This window comes from Stenotrophomonas sp. CCNWLW162 (genome assembly GCF_037203745.1).
Taxonomy (GTDB): Bacteria; Pseudomonadota; Gammaproteobacteria; order Xanthomonadales; family Xanthomonadaceae; genus Stenotrophomonas; species Stenotrophomonas maltophilia_AQ.
On record NZ_JBBCBL010000002.1, the window covers coordinates 244,637 to 261,291 of the forward strand.

At 66.3% G+C, this 16,655-nt stretch carries 15 protein-coding genes; 7 read left to right on the forward strand and 8 right to left on the reverse strand.

The genetic code is table 11. The features are described from left to right. Positions 1–180 precede the first annotated feature (180 nt). Positions 181–1,077 carry a DMT family transporter gene (locus V9K93_RS06120; RefSeq protein ID WP_337302215.1) on the reverse strand — a complete coding sequence of 299 codons (897 nt, stop codon included), beginning with the start codon at positions 1,075–1,077 and terminating at the stop codon, positions 181–183. Positions 1,078–1,263: 186 nt separating this feature from the next. On the opposite strand from V9K93_RS06120, the gene V9K93_RS06125 reads away from it, so the two are divergent. Further along, positions 1,264–1,746, forward strand: coding sequence for a YajQ family cyclic di-GMP-binding protein (locus V9K93_RS06125; RefSeq protein WP_006393629.1), 483 nt, complete (start codon positions 1,264–1,266; stop codon positions 1,744–1,746). 35 nt (positions 1,747–1,781) lie between these two features. Here V9K93_RS06125 and V9K93_RS06130 read toward each other — a convergent pair whose 3' ends face one another. From V9K93_RS06130 to V9K93_RS06140, 3 genes are all read right to left on the reverse strand, one after another. Next, on the reverse strand, positions 1,782–2,879 hold the full coding sequence (locus V9K93_RS06130; RefSeq protein WP_337302216.1) for a helix-turn-helix domain-containing protein: 1,098 nt from the start codon (positions 2,877–2,879) through the stop codon (positions 1,782–1,784). A 201-nt stretch (positions 2,880–3,080) separates the two neighbouring features. Then, positions 3,081–4,208, reverse strand: a complete 1,128-nt coding sequence (locus V9K93_RS06135) for an NAD(P)-dependent alcohol dehydrogenase (protein ID WP_006393723.1) — start codon at positions 4,206–4,208, stop codon at positions 3,081–3,083. Between the two features lie 17 nt (positions 4,209–4,225). After that, positions 4,226–5,692 carry a benzaldehyde dehydrogenase gene (locus V9K93_RS06140; RefSeq protein WP_337302217.1) on the reverse strand — a complete coding sequence of 489 codons (1,467 nt, stop codon included), beginning with the start codon at positions 5,690–5,692 and terminating at the stop codon, positions 4,226–4,228. 193 nt (positions 5,693–5,885) lie between these two features. Between V9K93_RS06140 and V9K93_RS06145 the strand changes: the two genes are divergently transcribed. After that, on the forward strand, positions 5,886–6,452 hold the full coding sequence (locus V9K93_RS06145) for a DUF1415 domain-containing protein (protein WP_032129027.1): 567 nt from the start codon (positions 5,886–5,888) through the stop codon (positions 6,450–6,452). Further along, positions 6,449–7,252 (forward strand): SDR family oxidoreductase, encoded by an 804-nt coding sequence (locus V9K93_RS06150; protein ID WP_337302218.1) that lies wholly within the window; start codon positions 6,449–6,451, stop codon positions 7,250–7,252. The genes V9K93_RS06145 and V9K93_RS06150 overlap by 4 nt, the downstream gene beginning before the upstream one ends. Before the next feature lie 138 nt (positions 7,253–7,390). Here the strand turns inward: V9K93_RS06150 and V9K93_RS06155 are convergent, their stop codons facing one another. Next, on the reverse strand, positions 7,391–9,421 hold the full coding sequence (locus tag V9K93_RS06155) for a M3 family metallopeptidase (protein WP_337302219.1): 2,031 nt from the start codon (positions 9,419–9,421) through the stop codon (positions 7,391–7,393). A gap of 170 nt (positions 9,422–9,591) precedes the next feature. Between V9K93_RS06155 and V9K93_RS06160 the strand changes: the two genes are divergently transcribed. Continuing rightward, positions 9,592–9,996: a hypothetical protein gene (locus tag V9K93_RS06160; protein WP_046984990.1), complete on the forward strand. Its 405-nt coding sequence runs from the start codon at positions 9,592–9,594 to the stop codon at positions 9,994–9,996. A gap of 100 nt (positions 9,997–10,096) precedes the next feature. Here V9K93_RS06160 and V9K93_RS06165 read toward each other — a convergent pair whose 3' ends face one another. Then, complete coding sequence (locus V9K93_RS06165) at positions 10,097–11,209, reverse strand: PLP-dependent cysteine synthase family protein (protein ID WP_046984989.1); 1,113 nt, start codon at positions 11,207–11,209, stop codon at positions 10,097–10,099. A gap of 125 nt (positions 11,210–11,334) precedes the next feature. Here V9K93_RS06165 and gloA point away from each other — a divergent pair, with 125 nt between their 5' ends. Both gloA and V9K93_RS06175 read left to right on the forward strand, forming a co-directional pair. Then, positions 11,335–11,850 (forward strand): lactoylglutathione lyase, encoded by a 516-nt coding sequence (gene gloA / locus V9K93_RS06170; protein WP_136639044.1) that lies wholly within the window; start codon positions 11,335–11,337, stop codon positions 11,848–11,850. A gap of 93 nt (positions 11,851–11,943) precedes the next feature. Then, positions 11,944–12,372: a VOC family protein gene (locus tag V9K93_RS06175; protein WP_046984987.1), complete on the forward strand. Its 429-nt coding sequence runs from the start codon at positions 11,944–11,946 to the stop codon at positions 12,370–12,372. Between the two features lie 67 nt (positions 12,373–12,439). On the opposite strand, the gene V9K93_RS06180 is transcribed toward V9K93_RS06175, so the two are convergent. After that, positions 12,440–12,871, reverse strand: coding sequence for a CBS domain-containing protein (locus tag V9K93_RS06180; protein WP_046984986.1), 432 nt, complete (start codon positions 12,869–12,871; stop codon positions 12,440–12,442). A 446-nt stretch (positions 12,872–13,317) separates the two neighbouring features. Continuing rightward, complete coding sequence (gene glmS / locus V9K93_RS06185) at positions 13,318–15,156, reverse strand: glutamine--fructose-6-phosphate transaminase (isomerizing) (RefSeq protein WP_046984985.1); 1,839 nt, start codon at positions 15,154–15,156, stop codon at positions 13,318–13,320. A 212-nt stretch (positions 15,157–15,368) separates the two neighbouring features. Here glmS and V9K93_RS06190 point away from each other — a divergent pair, with 212 nt between their 5' ends. After that, on the forward strand, positions 15,369–16,646 hold the full coding sequence (locus V9K93_RS06190; RefSeq protein WP_046984984.1) for an efflux RND transporter periplasmic adaptor subunit: 1,278 nt from the start codon (positions 15,369–15,371) through the stop codon (positions 16,644–16,646). Positions 16,647–16,655: the final 9 nt, after the last annotated feature.

The window sequence follows — 16,655 nt, forward strand, 5'->3', positions numbered from 1 at the left end:
GGGGGCGTGCAGCCTACCAGCGTGGGGGCTTGCGCGCCCGCGCCATGGGCCAGAATGTTATTCCTTTTGGTTCTAAGTCACCCAAACCGGAGCGTTGGCTGGGGTCAGAGCCCCTGCGGGATCCGACCCCGGGGCCGGATCCCCGCAGGGGCTCTAACCCCATTCCCCGGCCCAACCGACTCAGGGATGATCCAGCGGCTTCGGCGGCTCCTGCCGGTTCACCCGCTCGCGGTGCAGCAGGTACAGGCCGGAGGCGACAATGATCGCCGCTCCCACCCAGGTATAGCCATCCGGCAGCTGGCCCCAGAAGGCCAGATCCCAGCCGATCACCCAGACCAGGCCGCTGTACTCCAGCGGCGCGATCATCGAGGCCTCGCCCAGCTGGAACGCCTTGGTCAGGGCAATCTGGCCCAGCGCTCCGGCCAGCCCCATACCGGCGATCAGCGGCGCATGCGCCAGCTGCAGCGGCACCCAGCCCGGAATCGCCAGCAAGCCGGCGCCGATGGCCATGATCACCAGGAACCAGACCACCATCGACTGCGAGGTATCGGTGCGGGTCAGCAGGCTGACCGTGATCGCGGCGATGGCATAGGCGGTGGCCGCCGCCAGCACCATCAACCCGGGCACCGAGATGAAGCCGTCCACGCCCGGCCGCAGTACCACCAGCACGCCGATCAGGCCGATGCCGATGGCCACCCAGCGCCGCGGGCCGACCCGTTCACCCAGCAGCGGCACCGACAACGCGGCGATCAGCAGCGGGGCGACGAAATAGATGGTGTAGGCGGTGGACAGCGGCAGATCGCGCAGGGCGAACACGAAGCAGCCGATCATCGCCATGCCCAGCGCGCCACGCAGCAGGTGCAACCCCCAGCGACGCGGGATCAGCGAGCGCGGGCCGGCGCTGACCAGTACCCAGGCCAGCACGAACGGCAGCGAGGCCGCGCCACGCAGGAAGGTCACTTCCAGGGTGGGATAGCTGGCCGACAGCTGTTTCATGCCAGCGTCCATCAACGAGAAACAGGCGACCGCCGCAACCATCCAGGTCACCGCGCGCGAGGGAGAGCGTTGCAGGTTCATGGCCCATTATCGCCCGCCTGTTGCTCTTATGTAGCGCCGAGCCAAGCTTGGCTGGCCGTCTTGTAGAGTCCAGCCATGCTCGGCTGATCTTCACAAAGCAGTCGAGCATGGCTCGGCGCTACGGAAAGCGGGCATGCAGGCCGGCGCGATAGAATGGCCGCCACTGAATTCTGCGGAGCCTCGCCCATGCCTTCCTTCGACGTCGTGTCCGAAGTCGACACCCACGAGCTGACCAACGCCATCGACCAGGCCAATCGCGAGCTCGCCACCCGCTTCGATTTCAAGGGCGTGGACGCCAAATTCGAACGCGAGGGCGATGTGATCAACCAGACTGCCCCGACCGAGTTCCAGCTCAAGCAGATGAACGACATCCTGCGTGCACGCCTGGCCGCGCGCGGCATCGACGTGCTCAGCCTGGAATTCGGCGATATCGAAACCAACCTGGCGCAGGCCCGGCAGAAGATCACCGTCAAGCAGGGCATCGAGCAGAAGATCGCCAAGAAGATCGCCGCGGCACTGAAGGATGCCAAGCTGAAGGTGGAGAGCCAGATCAATGGCGACAAGCTGCGCGTGCAGGGCAAGAAGCGCGACGACCTGCAGGATGCCATCGCGGTGCTGAAGGCCGGCAAGTTCGAGCTGCCGCTGCAGTTCAACAACTTCCGCGACTGATGGATGCCGCCGGGCCATGCCCGGCGACCTTCCGGTCAATCGCGCAGCAGCTTGTACAGCGTGGTGCGCGAGATACCCAGCTGGCGTGCGGCCAGACTGAGATTGCCGTCTGCGGCCTGTGCCGCACGCCGTGCCGCCTCTCGTTGCTGGTCACGCAGCTGCGGCGCACCCGGGTTTGTCGGCGCACTCCGCCGCGCGCCGCGCCGCAATGCACCTCGCGGTGCCTGCAGATGCTGCAGGTAGACCGCACTGCCCTCGCCCAGACGGACCCGATGCGGCGCACCCGGTTGCAGCAGGCGACGCCGTTGCGCCGCACTGGCACCGGCAAACAGCGCCTCCAGACTCAGCAACGGCAGCGGCCCGCGCCGTGGCAGACCCAACAGGCGCCTTGCAACGCGGTTGGCCGCGCGCAGCTGGCCGTCCTCCTGCACCGCCAGCAGCCCCTGCAGCGGCGACGCCAGCCAGCGTGGATCATGCTGCACGGCCAGCAGGTGCACGTCGGTGAGGGCATGGAACAGGCGGTTCTCGCTGGCCAGTGCCGCCTGCCGGAAATAGCCCTGCAGCAAGGACGGATCGCGCTCACCCAGGCCGGTGATGTCGATCACCCCGAAGACCTTGCCGTCGAGATCGTGCAGCGGCTCGCTGAGGCAGAACACCGGGGCGAAACGCTGCAGGTAGTGCTCGTTGCCACGCACCAGCGCCGGCAGGTCGTCGGCCAGGCAGACCGCCGGTGCCGTGGTGCCGATTTCGCTCTCGCCCAGCCGTCGGCCAACCTGGATCGGCCTTAACAGGGGCGCGTCTTCCAGGCCATGCGCCTGCTGCGCGACCACCATGCCGTCGCGGTTGGCGCAGAACATCGTCCAGCCACGCCCACCGAAGGCCGCCCAGAGTTGTTGCAGCTCCGGCTGCACGCAGCGCGCCAGGCGTCTGTCATCGGGATGGGACAGATGGCGGCCATCGCCCAGCAGCGGCCGGTAGTCCGGCTCCTGCCCCGGCTGCAGACCGGCCGCACGTGAGCGCTGCCACGACTGCTGCAGCGGCAAGGGCAGGAGGCCCAATGACCGCGCATCCCCCTCGGCGAAGGCCGCCCGGGCGGCCACCAACTGTTGTTGTCCCAGTGCGGAAGCCATCATGGAGGCAGAGTACACCCGCGTTCGCCATGCCCGTGTTACGCCACGGCAACGGAACGTTTCCGCCAGGGATTCCTTACCCAATCAATCAAGGGGTCGGAGCCGCTTTCCGGAGGAAATCGGCTCCGACCCCATCGCATGTCCAACATATCGCGGAGACCTGTCCAAGGCGGGGGGCCGCACCCAGCCGTGCCCCCCCTGCACTTACGCCGCGATGCGCAGGATCGGCTTCAACGTGATGCCACGGGTGCTGTCTTCGGCGGCCTGGTTGATCTGTTCCAGCGGATAGAACTTCACCAGCTTGTCGAACGGGAAACGGCCCTGCTGGAACAGTGTCACCAGCTGCGGAATGAACACCTGCGGCACGCTGTCACCCTCGACGATGCCGCGGATGCTGCGACCGCCGAGCAGCAGGTTGTTCACATCGAAACTGGCGGTGGTGCCCAGCTTCGGCGCACCGACCACGCCCATCATGCCAAGCCCGCCGAGCGCTTCGATGCCGGCGGAGAGCACTTCCGGGCGACCGGTCGATTCCAGCGCAAAATCAGCGCCGCCGCCGGTGATCGCACGCACGGCCTCGACCACATCGGTCTCGCGGCTGTTGATCACGTGGGTGGCCCCCAGCTCCAGCGCCAACTCCAGGCGCGACGGCACCACATCGATGGCGATGATGGTGGTGGCGCCAGCCACCTTGGCCGCCATCACCGCGCTCAGGCCGACTGCACCGGCACCGTAACTGGCGAAGCTGCTGCCGGACCGCACCTGCAGCGAGTTGAGCACCGCACCCGCGCCGGTCTGGATGCCACAGCCCAACGGGCCGAGCAGTTCCAGCGGTGCATCGTCCGGCACCTTGATTGCATTGATCTCGCGTGCAAGTGCATAGGTGGCGAACGAGGACTGTGCGAAGAAGTGGTCGTGCAACGACTGGCCCTGCGCATCGGTGATCGCGGTATGGCCGTGACCATCGTCGCCACCGAAGTTGAGCGCAAAGAAATCGCGGCAATACGCGCCGTGGCCACCGCGACAGGGATTGCAGTGGCCACAGGCACCGTAGGTCAGCACCACATGATCTCCCGCCTTCAGCTCCTTGACGTTGGGCCCGACCGCTTCAACGATGCCGGCGCCTTCGTGGCCAAGCACCGCCGGCAACGGCACCGGATAGTACTGGTCGCGCACGATCAGGTCGGTATGGCACAGGCCCGTGGCCACCACCTTCACCAGCACTTCGTCGTCCTGCGGGCCGCGCAGCGTGGCCTGCTCGATGACGAAAGGCTGTTCCTTGCCGCGCACCACGGCGGCGGTGATCTCACGGGTTGCAGTGTCGATGTTCATACGTGGATCCTCCTGGATCAGATCGGGTAGGCGGGCGCTTCGCCCTTGACGGTCAGCCACTGCCACTGGGTGAATTCTTCGCCGTTGGCCGGGCCACCGATGCTGGTGCCGTTGCCGGACGCACCCACGCCACCGAAGGGATTGATCACCTCGTCGTTCACGGTCTGATCGTTGATGTGCAGCAGGCCGGTGCGCAGGCGTTCGCCGATCTTCAGCGCGCGGCCGACATTGCTGGAGATGATCGCCATCGACAGTCCGTACTCGCTGTCGTTGGCCAGGCGCACGGCTTCGTCGTCATCGTCGAATGGCACCACCACCGCCACCGGTGCGAAGATTTCTTCGTTGAATGCCGGATTGTCGGCCGCGACGTTGCCAAGCACGGTCGGTGCGAAGAACAGGTCCCGGTGCGTGCCGCCCGCTTCCAGCGTGGCGCCGGCCTGTACCGCCTGCTCGACCACGCGCACGGCGTGGTCGCGCTGGCCGGCGTTGATCAGCGGGCCTATTGCTACGTCCTCGCGTGCAGGATCGCCCACCTTGAGCGCGTTGGCCTTCGCCACCAGCTTCTGCAGGAACGCGGCGTGGATCTTCCGGTGCACCAGCACGCGGCCGGTCGCCATGCAGATCTGGCCCTGGTGCAGGTAGACACCCCACGCAGTGTTGGCCACCGCCAGATCGAGGTCGGCATCGTCGAGAATGATCAGCGAATTCTTGCCCCCCAGCTCCAGCGAGACCTTTTTCAGGTGCTTGCCCGCGGCCTCGCCCACCTTGCGCCCGGCCGCCGTGGAGCCTGTGAACTGGATCATCGCCACGTTCGGATCGCTGGTCAGTGCAGCACCGGCCGCACCGTCACCCGGCAGCATGTGCAGCACGCCCGCCGGCAGGTCGGCCTGCTCGAACAAACGCGCGATCACCGCGCCACCACATACCGCCGTGCGCGGATCGGGCTTGAGTACCACTGCATTGCCGAGTGCAATCGCCGGGGCCACCGCGCGCATCGCCAGGTACAGCGGGAAATTGAACGGCGAAATGATCCCCACCACGCCCAGCGGCCGGCGCCGTGCCAGGTTCAGCCGGCCCGGTTCGGAGGGCAGGATCTCGCCGACGCTGCGCGACGGCAGAGCGGCAGCCTCCTGCAGCGCCTTGATCGTCACCTTGGCCTCGAAGCCGGCCTTGAGGCGGGTCGAGCCGCTTTCGCGGACCAGCCAGTCGATGAGGGTGTCGATGTTCTCCTCGGCCAGCCGCGCAGCCTTGCGCAGCACCTCGGCGCGCTGTTCATACGGTGCGGCGGCCCACGCCCGTTGTGCCTGCGCAGCGGTAGCTGCCGAACGCGCCACCTGCGCCGGGTCCGCCAGGCCGATCTCGCCGAGCGACTGGCCGGTAGCCGGTTCGATCACCGGCTGCCGCTGCACAGCAGCCTGCCAGTGCCCATCGAAGAAGGCGCCGGCCCAGAGAGCGTCCGGCAGCCACGGGGAAGATGCAGTCATGGGTGTCCTCCTGTGTCGTGCATCCATTCCACGCCCGTCGCCCCGGGCTGGCAATCGGCCATCCATTGATAGTGCGCAACGACTTGAATCGTCAGGGATTTCCAGCTTGGCCACTGTCCAGTTCCTGCACAGTGGACAGCGCAGCACCGGCACACTGCCTACAATGGCGGCCCCGCCAGCCCACGTGCCCGCCATGACCGATTCCCACCTGCCCACCGATGACCCGATCGCCGCCACCCGCCTGTGGCTGGAGCGCATCGTCATCGGCCTGAACCTGTGCCCGTTCGCCAAGGCGGTGTACGTGAAGGACCAGGTCCGCATCGTGCTCAGCGATGCGACCACGCCGGAAGCCCTGGTTGAACAGCTGGCCGAGGAGCTGGTGCTGCTGCGCGATACCCCGGCCGAGCAGATCGACACCACCCTGATCGTGCATCCGCAGGTGTTGACCGACTTCCTCGACTACAACGACTTCCTCGACAACGCCGACGCAGCGATCGAGGCACTGGACCTGCAGGGCATCCTGCAGGTGGCCAGCTTCCATCCGGACTACCAGTTCGATGGCGTGGCCGCAGACGACGCCAGCAACTACACCAACCGCGCGCCCTTCCCTACCCTGCACCTGCTGCGCGAAGACAGCGTGGCACGCGCGGTGGATGTCTATCCGGACCCGGACGTGATCGTCGAGCGCAACATCCAGACCCTGGACCGCATCGGTGTGGACGGCTGGCACCGCCGCCTGCGCGGCGAAGACCTGACGTGAGCACGGTGCCGCCGATTGCCGCATGGCCGGCCGCGCCGCTGTCGGGCAAGGTTGTGCTGGTCACCGGCGGCGCCAACGGCATCGGCCGTGGCATTGCCCAGGCCGTGCTCGGTGCCGGTGGACGCGTGCTGATCGGCGATCTGGACGCCGAGGCTGGCGAAGCGTGCCTGGCGGAATGGCGGCGCGGCGACGATGCCGCGTTCCAACCGTTGGACATCACCGATGAAGCCAGCGTGCGCGCTTTCATCGCCGTAGCCCTGCAGCATTTCGGTCGCATCGATGGGCTGGTCAACAACGCGGGCATCGCTGGACCGCATGGCACGTTGCTGCAGGACATGGACTGGAACGAATGGCAGCGCCGTCTGTCCTCGCTGCATGGTGCATTCCTGTGCAGCAAGCATGCGCTGCCGGCACTCTCGGCGAATGCTGCCGGCGCGATCATCAACATCGCCTCGACCCGCGCGTGGCAATCCGAATCACACAGCGAAGCCTATGCCGCAGCCAAGGGTGGACTGGTCGCCTTCACCCACGCGCTGGCGATCAGCAGCGGGCCGGCGGTGCGGGTGAACAGCATCAGCCCCGGCTGGATCGGCACCACTGCGTGGCAGGCACCATCGCGGCGCCACGCGCCGGAATACTCAGCCATCGACCGTGCGCAACACCCGGTGGGCCGGGTCGGCCGCCCCGAAGACATCGGTGCACTGGCGGTGTACCTGCTGTCGTCGCTGTCCGGTTTCACCACCGGCCAGGACTTCATCGTGGACGGCGGCATGACCCGGAAGATGATCTACGCCGAATGATCCCAAGGCGCGACGCCCGGTAGAGGCGAACCTTGGTTGGCCTGGGCTTTTCGCCAACCAAGGTTGGCGCCTACCAAGGCGTTACGCCATGTCCGAACATTCCGGTAGATCCACGCCATGCGTGGATGATCGTTGGCCTTACGCCATGCCCGAATGGCGCAGCAGCGCATCGATCTGCGGCGCGCGGCCACGGAAGGCCTTGAAGTTCTCCGCCGCCGGGCGACTGCCACCACGAGAAAGGATCTCTTCGCGGAAGCGCGCGCCGGTTTCAGCCAGCGCCTGCGGCGCCTCCTCGAACGCCGCATAGGCATCGGCGCTCAGCACCTCGGCCCACTTGTAGCTGTAGTAACCGGCTGCGTAGCCGCCGGCAAAGATGTGGCTGAACTGATGCGGGAAGCGGTTCCAGACCGGCGGATGGTTCACCGCCACTTCCGCGCGCACGCGGTCCAGCAGTGCCAGCACGCTGTCCTGCGCCGGCTCGAACTGGCTGTGCAGCAGCATGTCGAACAGGCCGAACTCCAGCTGGCGAACGGTGGCCATGCCGCTATGGAAGTTGCGCGCGGCCAGCATGCGCTCGTACAGCGCGCGCGGCAGCGGCTCACCCGTTTCCACATGCCCGGTCATGCCCTGCAGGTGGTCCCATTCCCAGCAGAAGTTCTCCATGAACTGGCTGGGCAGCTCCACCGCGTCCCATTCCACGCCGTTGATGCCGGCCACGCCCAGTTCGCCGATGCGGGTCAGCAGCTGATGCAGGCCGTGGCCCATCTCATGGAACAGGGTGGTCACTTCATTGTGGCTGAAGGTAGCCGGCTTACCGTTGGCACCGCGACCAAAGTTGCACACCAGGTAGACCAGCGGCGCCTGCACGCTGCCGTCGGCACGCTCGCGACGGTTGCGGCAATCATCCATCCACGCGCCACCACGCTTGCCTTCGCGCGCGTACAGATCCAGGTAGAACTGGCCCACCAGCGCGCCCTGCGCATCGACCAGCCGGAAGAAGCGCACGTCCTCGTGCCAGACCGGAGCGCTGTCCTCCTGCACGCGCAGGCCGTAAAGCTGTTCGATCACCGAGAACAGGCCGCCCAGCACCTTCGGCTCGGTGAAGTACTGCTTCACTTCCTGCTCGGAATAGCTGTAGCGCGCTTGCTTGAGGCGGTCGGCGGCGAATGCCAGGTCCCAGGCCTGCAGTGTGTCAATGCCCAACTGTTCGCGCGCGAACTGCTCCAGTTCGGCGCGGTCCTCGGCCGCGAACGGCTTGGCGCGCGTGGCCAGGTCACGCAGGAAACCGAGCACCTCGGCCGGGTCCTGCGCCATCTTGGTCGCCACCGAATAATCGCCATACGAGCCGAAACCGAGCAGCGCGGCCAGTTCAGCGCGCAAGGCGAGGATGCGGTCGATGTTACCGCTGTTGTCCAATGCATCGTCGCCGAACTCGGACGCACGCTGTGCGCTGGCGCGGTAAAGGATCTCGCGCAGGTCGCGGTCCTCACCCCAGGTCTGCACCGGCAGGTAGCACGGCATCTGCAAGGTCAGTTTCCAGCCGGTCTTGCCGTCCTTCTCTGCTGCAGCATGCGCGGCAGCCTTCACGTCTTCCGGCAGGCCCTTCAGTCGCGCTTCGTCCTCGATGATCAGCGACCACGCATCAGTGGCGTCGAGCACGTTCTGCGAGAAATTCGCCGACAGCGCCGACAGCTCTTCCTTGATTGCCGCGAAACGCTGCTGCGCCTCGGGTGCCAGCTCAGCGCCACCCAAGCGGAAATCGCGCAACGTGTTGTCCAGCACCTTGCGCTGGGCCTCGTCAAAGTGCGCCGCCTCGGCGCTGGCAGCCAGGGTCTGGTACTGCCGGTACAACGCCAGGTTCTGGCCCAGCGCACTGGCGAAACGGGTCACCCGTGGCAGGTTGCTGTTGTAGACCTCGCGCAGTTCCGGGGTGTTGACCACGCCCTGCAGGTGGCCGACCAGGCCCCAGGCGCGCCACAGGCGTTCGGTGGCATCGTCCAGCGGGGCAACGAAGGTCTCCCAGCGCACCGGCTGCACCTGCTCGGCTGCGCTGACGGCGGCTTCGGCCTCGGCCAGCAGCACGTCCAGCGCCGGCGCCACGTGCTCGGGGCGGATCGCCTCGAAGCGCGGCAGGCCGGAAAAATCGAGCAGGGGGTTGGCAGCGGTCACGGCAGATCTCCAGGGTACGGGCCCGACAGGCGGGCAGCACGGTAGATATGGCGCTGCCGGGCGTGGCTGACAAGGGGGCGCTGCCCGGTGTTCACGTCGGCCTTACGGTCGCGGTTCGAAGCTCTGGCTGCGGGGGAGTCCGCAGCGGTAGGTACCCAACGAGGCCCCACATGGAAGGTCTGGCTGCAGTTGCATCCGTCTCATCGGCGCGGTCGCTGGCGTTGTCCGCCAGCGCGGCCGAGCTGACCTGGATCGCCGCGCTGTGCGATGCCGGCGACGACGCCCCGCGCCACCTGCAGCAGTTGCAGGCCGTGCTTCAGCAGGGCGGCACCTTCAACGATGCCCAGGAGTGGTACCCGTTCGAGGTGATCGAACGCGGCGCCAGCCAGCTGCGGCTGGGCCATGAGCGCGAGTTTGTGATCTGCGTGCTGCTGTGGCTGCAGGCACTGGCCCAGGGCCGGGCCAGCGGCCTGGACCCGAGCCTGCACCTGGATGATCGCGCGATGGACATCGAGGCATTGCCCGATGCGCTGCGCGATGCAGTGCTGGATGCGTTCACCGCAGCGGGGTATTGATCGGGGTGCGACACACCGCTGCGCTCGCCGGGCATGGCCCGGCGCTACCCTCCCAGCACGATCGGTAGCGCCGGGCCATGACCGGCGGAATGCCGGCCGGCTACAGCGCTTCCAGGCTGCACCACGGCAGTTGCGGCAGGCCCTGCCCGGCTACCGCAGCAGCCAGCTGCGCGTCGGCCCCCTGCACATCGATACCCTGCCGTGCATACCACGCCGGGTCGTAGTAGCTCTGCGCGTAGCGCTCACCGCTGTCGCACAGGATGCTGACGATGCTGCCCTGGTGGCCGGCCTCGCGCATCCACTGCGCAGCCTGCAGCACGCCGATGAAATTGGTACCGGTGGAGCCACCCACGCGTCGGCCGAGCTGGCGGCTGACATGGCGCATCGCGGCCAGGCTCAGTGCATCGGGCACCTTCACCATCGCATCCACACTGGTCGGAATGAAGCTCGGTTCCACCCGCGGCCGGCCGATACCTTCCACGCGCGAACCGCCGCTGCAGGTCAGGCCGCGCCAGTCCTGCTGGCCGGCCACGGCAGCCTGATAGCCATCGAAGAACACCGACACTTCCGGGTCCGCGCAGAGGATGCGGGTGTCATGCCGGCGGTAGCTGACATAGCGGCCCAGCGTGGCCGCGGTACCGCCGGTACCGGGGCTGCACACGATCCATTCCGGAACCGGGCTGGGCTCTTCGGCCATCTGCTTGAAGATGGATTCGGCGATGTTGTTGTTGGCGCGCCAGTCGGTGGCACGCTCGGCGTAGGTGAACTGATCCATGAAGTGGCCGCCGGTCTCGCGGGCCAGCTTCTCCGAATCACAGTTGAGATCGCAGGCGCGCTCGACCAGGTGGCAGCGGCCACCATGGAACTCGATCGCTGCGATCTTTTCCGGCGAGGTCGTGGCCGGAATCACCGCGATGAACGGCAGGCCCAGCAGACGCGCGAAATAGGCTTCGGACACCGCGGTCGAACCGCTGGATGCCTCGATCACCGGCCGCCCCTCGCGCAACCAGCCGTTGGTCAACGCATACAGGAACAGCGAGCGGGCCAGCCGGTGCTTGAGGCTGCCGGTGGGATGGCTCGATTCATCCTTCAGGTACACATCGATGCCCTCGAACCCGGGCAGCGCCAACGGGATCAGGTGGGTATCGGCGGAACGGTTGAAATCGGCTTCGATCTTGCGGATGGCGGCGGCCACCCATTCACGCTGCGACATGGCGGGCAATGGTCATCAGGACGGAACGGTGCGATCCAGCCATTGTACGTCGCGGTGCCGTCAGGTGCTGGCCGGTAGAATGAAGCTATCCGGCCGGCAACGGCCCTGTCTGAAGGACCTCCCCCATGACCATTCCCGCCCTGCGCGATGTCCCCGGCGTCGCCGCCCAGGCTCCGGCCGAAACCACCGGCTTCGTGTTCAACCACACCATGCTGCGGGTGAAGGACATCACCGCCTCGCTGGACTTCTACACCCGCGTGCTCGGCTACCAGCTGATCGACAAGCGCGACTTCGCCGAAGCCCAGTTCAGCCTGTACTTCCTGGCCTACGTACCGGCCGGCGCCGTGGTACCCGAGGATGACGACGCCCGTCGCGTGTGGATGGCCGGCCTGCCGGGCGTGCTGGAGCTGACCCACAACCACGGCACCGAGAGCCAGGACGGCGCGGTCTACCACGACGGCAACAGCGACCCGCGCGGCTTCGGCCACATCTGCGTGTCAGTGCCGGATATCGAGGCCGCCTGCCAGCGCTTCGAGGACCTGGGCGTGACCTTCCAGAAGCGCCTCACCGACGGCCGCATGAAGAACCTGGCCTTCATCAAGGACCCGGACGGCTACTGGGTCGAGATCATCTCCAACTGACCCCAAAAGGGGACGGAGGGGATCAAGTCGTTTCTGGCACTATTGGCCGGAAGCGACCTGATCCCCTCCGTCCCCTTTTTTTGCGAGGTTGGTATGGAAACGATGGAACTGCACCGCGGGCGACTGATCGACCACATCCAGCTGGTCGTACGCGACCTGGCCGCCAGCCGGCGTTTCTACCAGGCGGTGTTCGATACGATCGGCATCCCGATCGCCGGCGAAGGCGAGGATTACTTCTGGGCCGACGAGCTGTTCATTTCCAGCGCCAGCAGCGAAGCCGCCGCCGGCCAGCTGACCGGCCGCCACCACCTGGCGTTCCAGGCCCGCGACAGCGCCACCGTCGATGCCTTCCACACTGCGGCCATCGCTGCCGGAGGCAAGGACAACGGCGCACCCGGCGAGCGCCCCTACCACCCCGGTTACTACGGCGCGTTCGTGATTGATCCGGATGGCAACAACATCGAAGTGGTCTACCACGGCCCGGCGAACTACAGCGCCGACTCGGTGAAGGTCACTTTCTGATTTCACCGAAGCCGTGAACGAAGAAGCCGGGCAATGCCCGGCTTCTCTCGTTCCGACAATGGAGTCCTCAGTGGGCCGCCATGTAGATGTCCTGCAGCACGGCCTTTTCCAGCTCCAGCTCGCCCAGCAGGTTCTTCACGATGTCGCCCAGGCTGAGGATGCCCACCAGGAGCGTGCCTTCGGTGACCATCAGATGACGGCGCCGCGAGTACGTCATCAACGACATGGCCTGCTTCAGGGTCGCTTCCGGCGCAATACCTTCCAGGCCAGTGGACGGCAGGCTGGAAATCACCCGGCGGCCGGCCTGCGGGCCGTCGTCGGCCAGGGTACGCACGATGTCCTTTTCGGAAATGATGCCAACCGGGGCATCGTCCTTCATCACCACCAGCGCAGCGATCCTGTTCGCGCTCATCTTGTGGGCGGCGGCACCGATGGTGTCTTCGGCGTCGATGGTGATGACAGCTTCTTTCTTGGATTGCAGGAGTTCGCGGACGTTCATTCTTGTTTCCTGGTGCAGGTCACTGAAGTCAAAAAAGTGTGCTCTTCCGATACGCCCCCTCCCCGGGAACAGACCTTTCAGCGCACGTCTGGCGCACCCGCCTGCCGCTTGGAATGAATCGGCAGACGTCGTGCTGCAACGCGAACGAGGTGGGCTCAACGGCTCAACCCGACCCTCGGTCAAAGTGATTCTACGACTGCGACCATCGGTCACTACCGGCATCGATAGGACAGTTCGTCGTGGGAACCAACTGACGATCCAGAGAATGGCACCGTGGCTGAAACCGCCGCTGAATACAGGCGATGTCGCGCATTAAAGATTGATTGCCGGCTGCCGACAGCGGACAGAACACCGGGCGGCTGTCCCACTTGGCACGGCCACCAGCGCAAACGAAAGGGGCCACGTAGGCCCCTTTCGCATGCAGCATCCAACAGATCCGGAATGCCTTACTCCACCGTCACGCTCTTGGCGAGGTTGCGCGGCTTGTCCACGTCGGTGCCACGCGCCAGTGCGGTGTGGTACGCCAGCAGCTGCACCGGGATGGTGTGCACGATCGGGCTGAGCACGCCAGCATGGCGCGGCGTGCGGATCACATGCACGCCCTCGGACTCGTTGAAGTTGCTGTCCTGGTCGGCAAACACGAACAGCTCGCCACCACGGGCGCGCACCTCCTGCATGTTCGACTTCACCTTTTCCAGAAGGCTGTCGTTGGGCGCGATCACCACCACCGGCATGTCCTCGTCCACCAGCGCCAGCGGGCCATGCTTCAGCTCACCCGCCGGATAGGCCTCGGCGTGGATATAGGAGATTTCCTTCAGCTTGAGCGCGCCTTCCAGCGCGATCGGGTAATGCAGGCCACGGCCCAGGAACAGCGCACTGCTCTTGCGCGCGAAACGCTCGGCCCAGGCAGCGATCTGCGGCTCCATGTTCAGCGCGTGCTGCACGCTGCCCGGCAGGAAGCGCAACTGCTCCAGGTAGTCCGCTTCCTGCGCCGCGTCGATGCGGCCATGCAGCTTGCCCAGCACTACGGTCAGCTGGAACAGCGCGGCCAGCTGGGTGGTGAAGGCCTTGGTCGAGGCCACGCCGATCTCGGCGCCGGCGCGGGTGTAGCAGACCAGTTCGCTGGCGCGCGGGATCGCACTCTCCGGCACGTTGCAGATCGACAGCGTGTGCTTGTGGCCCAGCGACTTGGCGTACTTCAGCGCCTCCATCGTATCCAGCGTTTCGCCGGACTGGGAAATGGTGACGATCAGGTGCTTCGGGTTCGCATAGGCGGCGCGATAGCGGTACTCGCTGGCAATCTCCACGCTGCACGGCAGGCCGGCAATGGCTTCGATCCAGTAACGCGCGGTCAGGCCGGCGTAGTAGCTGGTGCCGCAGGCGATGATCTGCACGCCTTCGATGCCCGACAGCACGGCCTCGGCATTCTTGCCGAACAGCTCGGCCGGGAAACCACCGGCGTCGATTGCCGCCTCGATGGTATCGCCCAGCGCACGCGGCTGTTCGTGGATTTCCTTCTGCATGAAGTGGCGGTACGGACCCAGCTCCAACGACGCCAGCGACACGTCGGACAGGTGCACGTCGCGCTCGACCGGCTGGTCATGCTCATCGAAGATGCGCACGCCGTCGCGGCGGATTTCGGCGGTGTCGCCCTCCTCCAGGAAGATCACCTTGCGGGTGGCCGACAGCACCGCCGAAACGTCGGACGCGACGAAGTTCTCGCCCTCGCCCAGACCGATCAGCAACGGGCAGCCCATCCGCGCGCACACGAAGCGCTCCGGTTCGGCGCGGCTGACCACGGCCAGAGCGTAGGCACCGGTCAGTTCCTTCACGGTGCGCTGCAGCGCCACCAGCAGGTCATCGCCGTCCTTCAGGTGATGATGGATCAGGTGCGCGATGACTTCGGTATCGGTCTGCGACTCGAAGCTGTAGCCCAGCGCACGCAGCTTCTCGCGCTGCTCTTCGTGGTTCTCGATGATGCCGTTGTGCACCAGCGCCACGCCGTGGCTGATGTGCGGATGCGCGTTGGCCTCGGTGACACCGCCATGGGTGGCCCAGCGCGTATGGCCGATGCCCAGCACTGCATTGAAGCCCTCGGCCTCGGCCGCAGTGGCCATTTCCGAAACGCGACCGGTGCGACGCACGCGGCGTACATCCCGGCGCTCACCCTGGTCGATCACCGCGATACCGGAGGAATCGTAACCACGGTACTCAAGCCGCTTCAGGCCTTCGATCAGCACCGGCACTACGTCGCGATCAGCGATCGCACCTACGATTCCACACATGTCAGGCGTTTCCTTGAAGACGATCGGCGCATTCTAGCCTGCGCGTCCGGCGTCGCCCTCCTGTCCGCTTAATGAAAGTGTCCGGAAAGGTGTCCGCGGACACGCGGACACTTTTCGTACCCATCCAAATCATTGAACTGAAAGGAAATAAAGTTGGCATGCATCGTGCTTGTATCGGGTACCACCCAGGCACCACCGACAGGCACGCATCGATGATCCGCGACACCTCCGCACAGGACCAGATCGTTTCCTCCGCCCCGGCAGGCACCACCCGCGCCTCCTGGCAGCGCTACCGCTGGCCGGCGCTTGCCGCCATCGCACTGCTGGCCGGCATTGGCTGGGCGGTACATGCCTGGTCCAATGCCAGCCGCTCCTTCGACAGCAGCCGCGTGCGCATCGCCGAAGTGAAGCGCGGCGACCTGGTCCGCGACATTGCTGCCGACGGCCGCGTGATCGCTGCCAACAGCCCGATTCTGTATGCCATCTCGGCCGGTACGGTGGACCTGAAGGTGGTCGCCGGCGACGTGGTCAAGAAGGGACAGGAACTGGCGGTCATCGACAGCCCGGAACTGCGCAGCAAGCTGGCCCAGGAACAGGCCACCCTGGCCGGCCTGGAGGCTGAATCGAGCCGGGCCGCACTGGACGCCACCCTGGCCCGCGCCAAGTCGCGCAAGGAAACCGACCAGGCCACCATCGAACGGCAGGCCGCCGACCGTGACCTGCAGCGCTACCAGCGCGGCTATGACGGCGGCGCGGTGCCGCAGATCGACCTGGCCAAGGCCAAGGACTCGCTGAAGAAAGCCGACATCACCCTGGCCAACGCCACCATCGATGCCCGCCTGCAGAGCCAGGGCGCGGACCTGGATGCCCGCAACAAGCGTCTGCTGGCCGATCGCCAGAAGGCGGTGGTGGCCGAGGTGCAGCGCCAGGTCGACGCGCTGACCCTGCGCGCACCGTTCGACGGCCAGGTCGGCCAAGTGCAGGCCATCCAGTCCACCAACCTGGCCGCCAATGCGCCCGTGCTGGGCGTGGTCGACCTGTCCAAGTTCGAGGTCGAGATCAAGGTGCCGGAAAGCTTCGCCCGCGACCTGGCGATCGGCATGCCGGCGCAGCTGACCGGCGGCAACGGCAAGCCGTTCCCGGGCGAGATCAGTGCGGTGTCGCCGGAAGTGGTCAACGGCGAGGTCAACGCCCGCGTGCGCTTCGCCAGCGCGCAGCCGGAAGGCCTGCGCCAGAGCCAGCGGATGTCGGTGCGCGTGCTGCTCGATACCCGCAAGGACGTGCTGAAGGTCGAGCGCGGCCCGTTCGTCGAACAGGGCAACGGCATCGCCTACGTGATGGATGGCCGCACCGCGGTGCGCCGCCCGGTGGAGCTGGGCGTCAGCAGCCTGGGCGAAGTGGAAATCAAGTCGGGTGTGCAGCCGGGGGACCGCATCGTGGTCTCCGGCAGCGACCTGTTCAAGGACGCCGAACGCGTCTCCGTCAACTGATACCTGATA

Excerpts from the sequence above, each read along its gene's own strand:
- V9K93_RS06130 (WP_337302216.1), bottom strand. The coding sequence starts at position 2,879 with ATGATGGCTTCCGCACTGGGACAACAACAGTTGGTGGCCGCCCGGGCG.
- V9K93_RS06160 (WP_046984990.1), top strand. The coding sequence starts at position 9,592 with ATGGAAGGTCTGGCTGCAGTTGCATCCGTCTCATCGGCGCGGTCGCTG.
- glmS (WP_046984985.1), bottom strand. The coding sequence starts at position 15,156 with ATGTGTGGAATCGTAGGTGCGATCGCTGATCGCGACGTAGTGCCGGTG.
- V9K93_RS06125 (WP_006393629.1), top strand. The coding sequence starts at position 1,264 with ATGCCTTCCTTCGACGTCGTGTCCGAAGTCGACACCCACGAGCTGACC.
- gloA (WP_136639044.1), top strand. The coding sequence starts at position 11,335 with ATGACCATTCCCGCCCTGCGCGATGTCCCCGGCGTCGCCGCCCAGGCT.
- V9K93_RS06175 (WP_046984987.1), top strand. The coding sequence starts at position 11,944 with ATGGAAACGATGGAACTGCACCGCGGGCGACTGATCGACCACATCCAG.
- V9K93_RS06120 (WP_337302215.1), bottom strand. The coding sequence starts at position 1,077 with ATGAACCTGCAACGCTCTCCCTCGCGCGCGGTGACCTGGATGGTTGCG.
- V9K93_RS06140 (WP_337302217.1), bottom strand. The coding sequence starts at position 5,692 with ATGACTGCATCTTCCCCGTGGCTGCCGGACGCTCTCTGGGCCGGCGCC.
- V9K93_RS06165 (WP_046984989.1), bottom strand. The coding sequence starts at position 11,209 with ATGTCGCAGCGTGAATGGGTGGCCGCCGCCATCCGCAAGATCGAAGCC.
- V9K93_RS06145 (WP_032129027.1), top strand. The coding sequence starts at position 5,886 with ATGACCGATTCCCACCTGCCCACCGATGACCCGATCGCCGCCACCCGC.
- V9K93_RS06135 (WP_006393723.1), bottom strand. The coding sequence starts at position 4,208 with ATGAACATCGACACTGCAACCCGTGAGATCACCGCCGCCGTGGTGCGC.
- V9K93_RS06190 (WP_046984984.1), top strand. The coding sequence starts at position 15,369 with ATGATCCGCGACACCTCCGCACAGGACCAGATCGTTTCCTCCGCCCCG.
- V9K93_RS06180 (WP_046984986.1), bottom strand. The coding sequence starts at position 12,871 with ATGAACGTCCGCGAACTCCTGCAATCCAAGAAAGAAGCTGTCATCACC.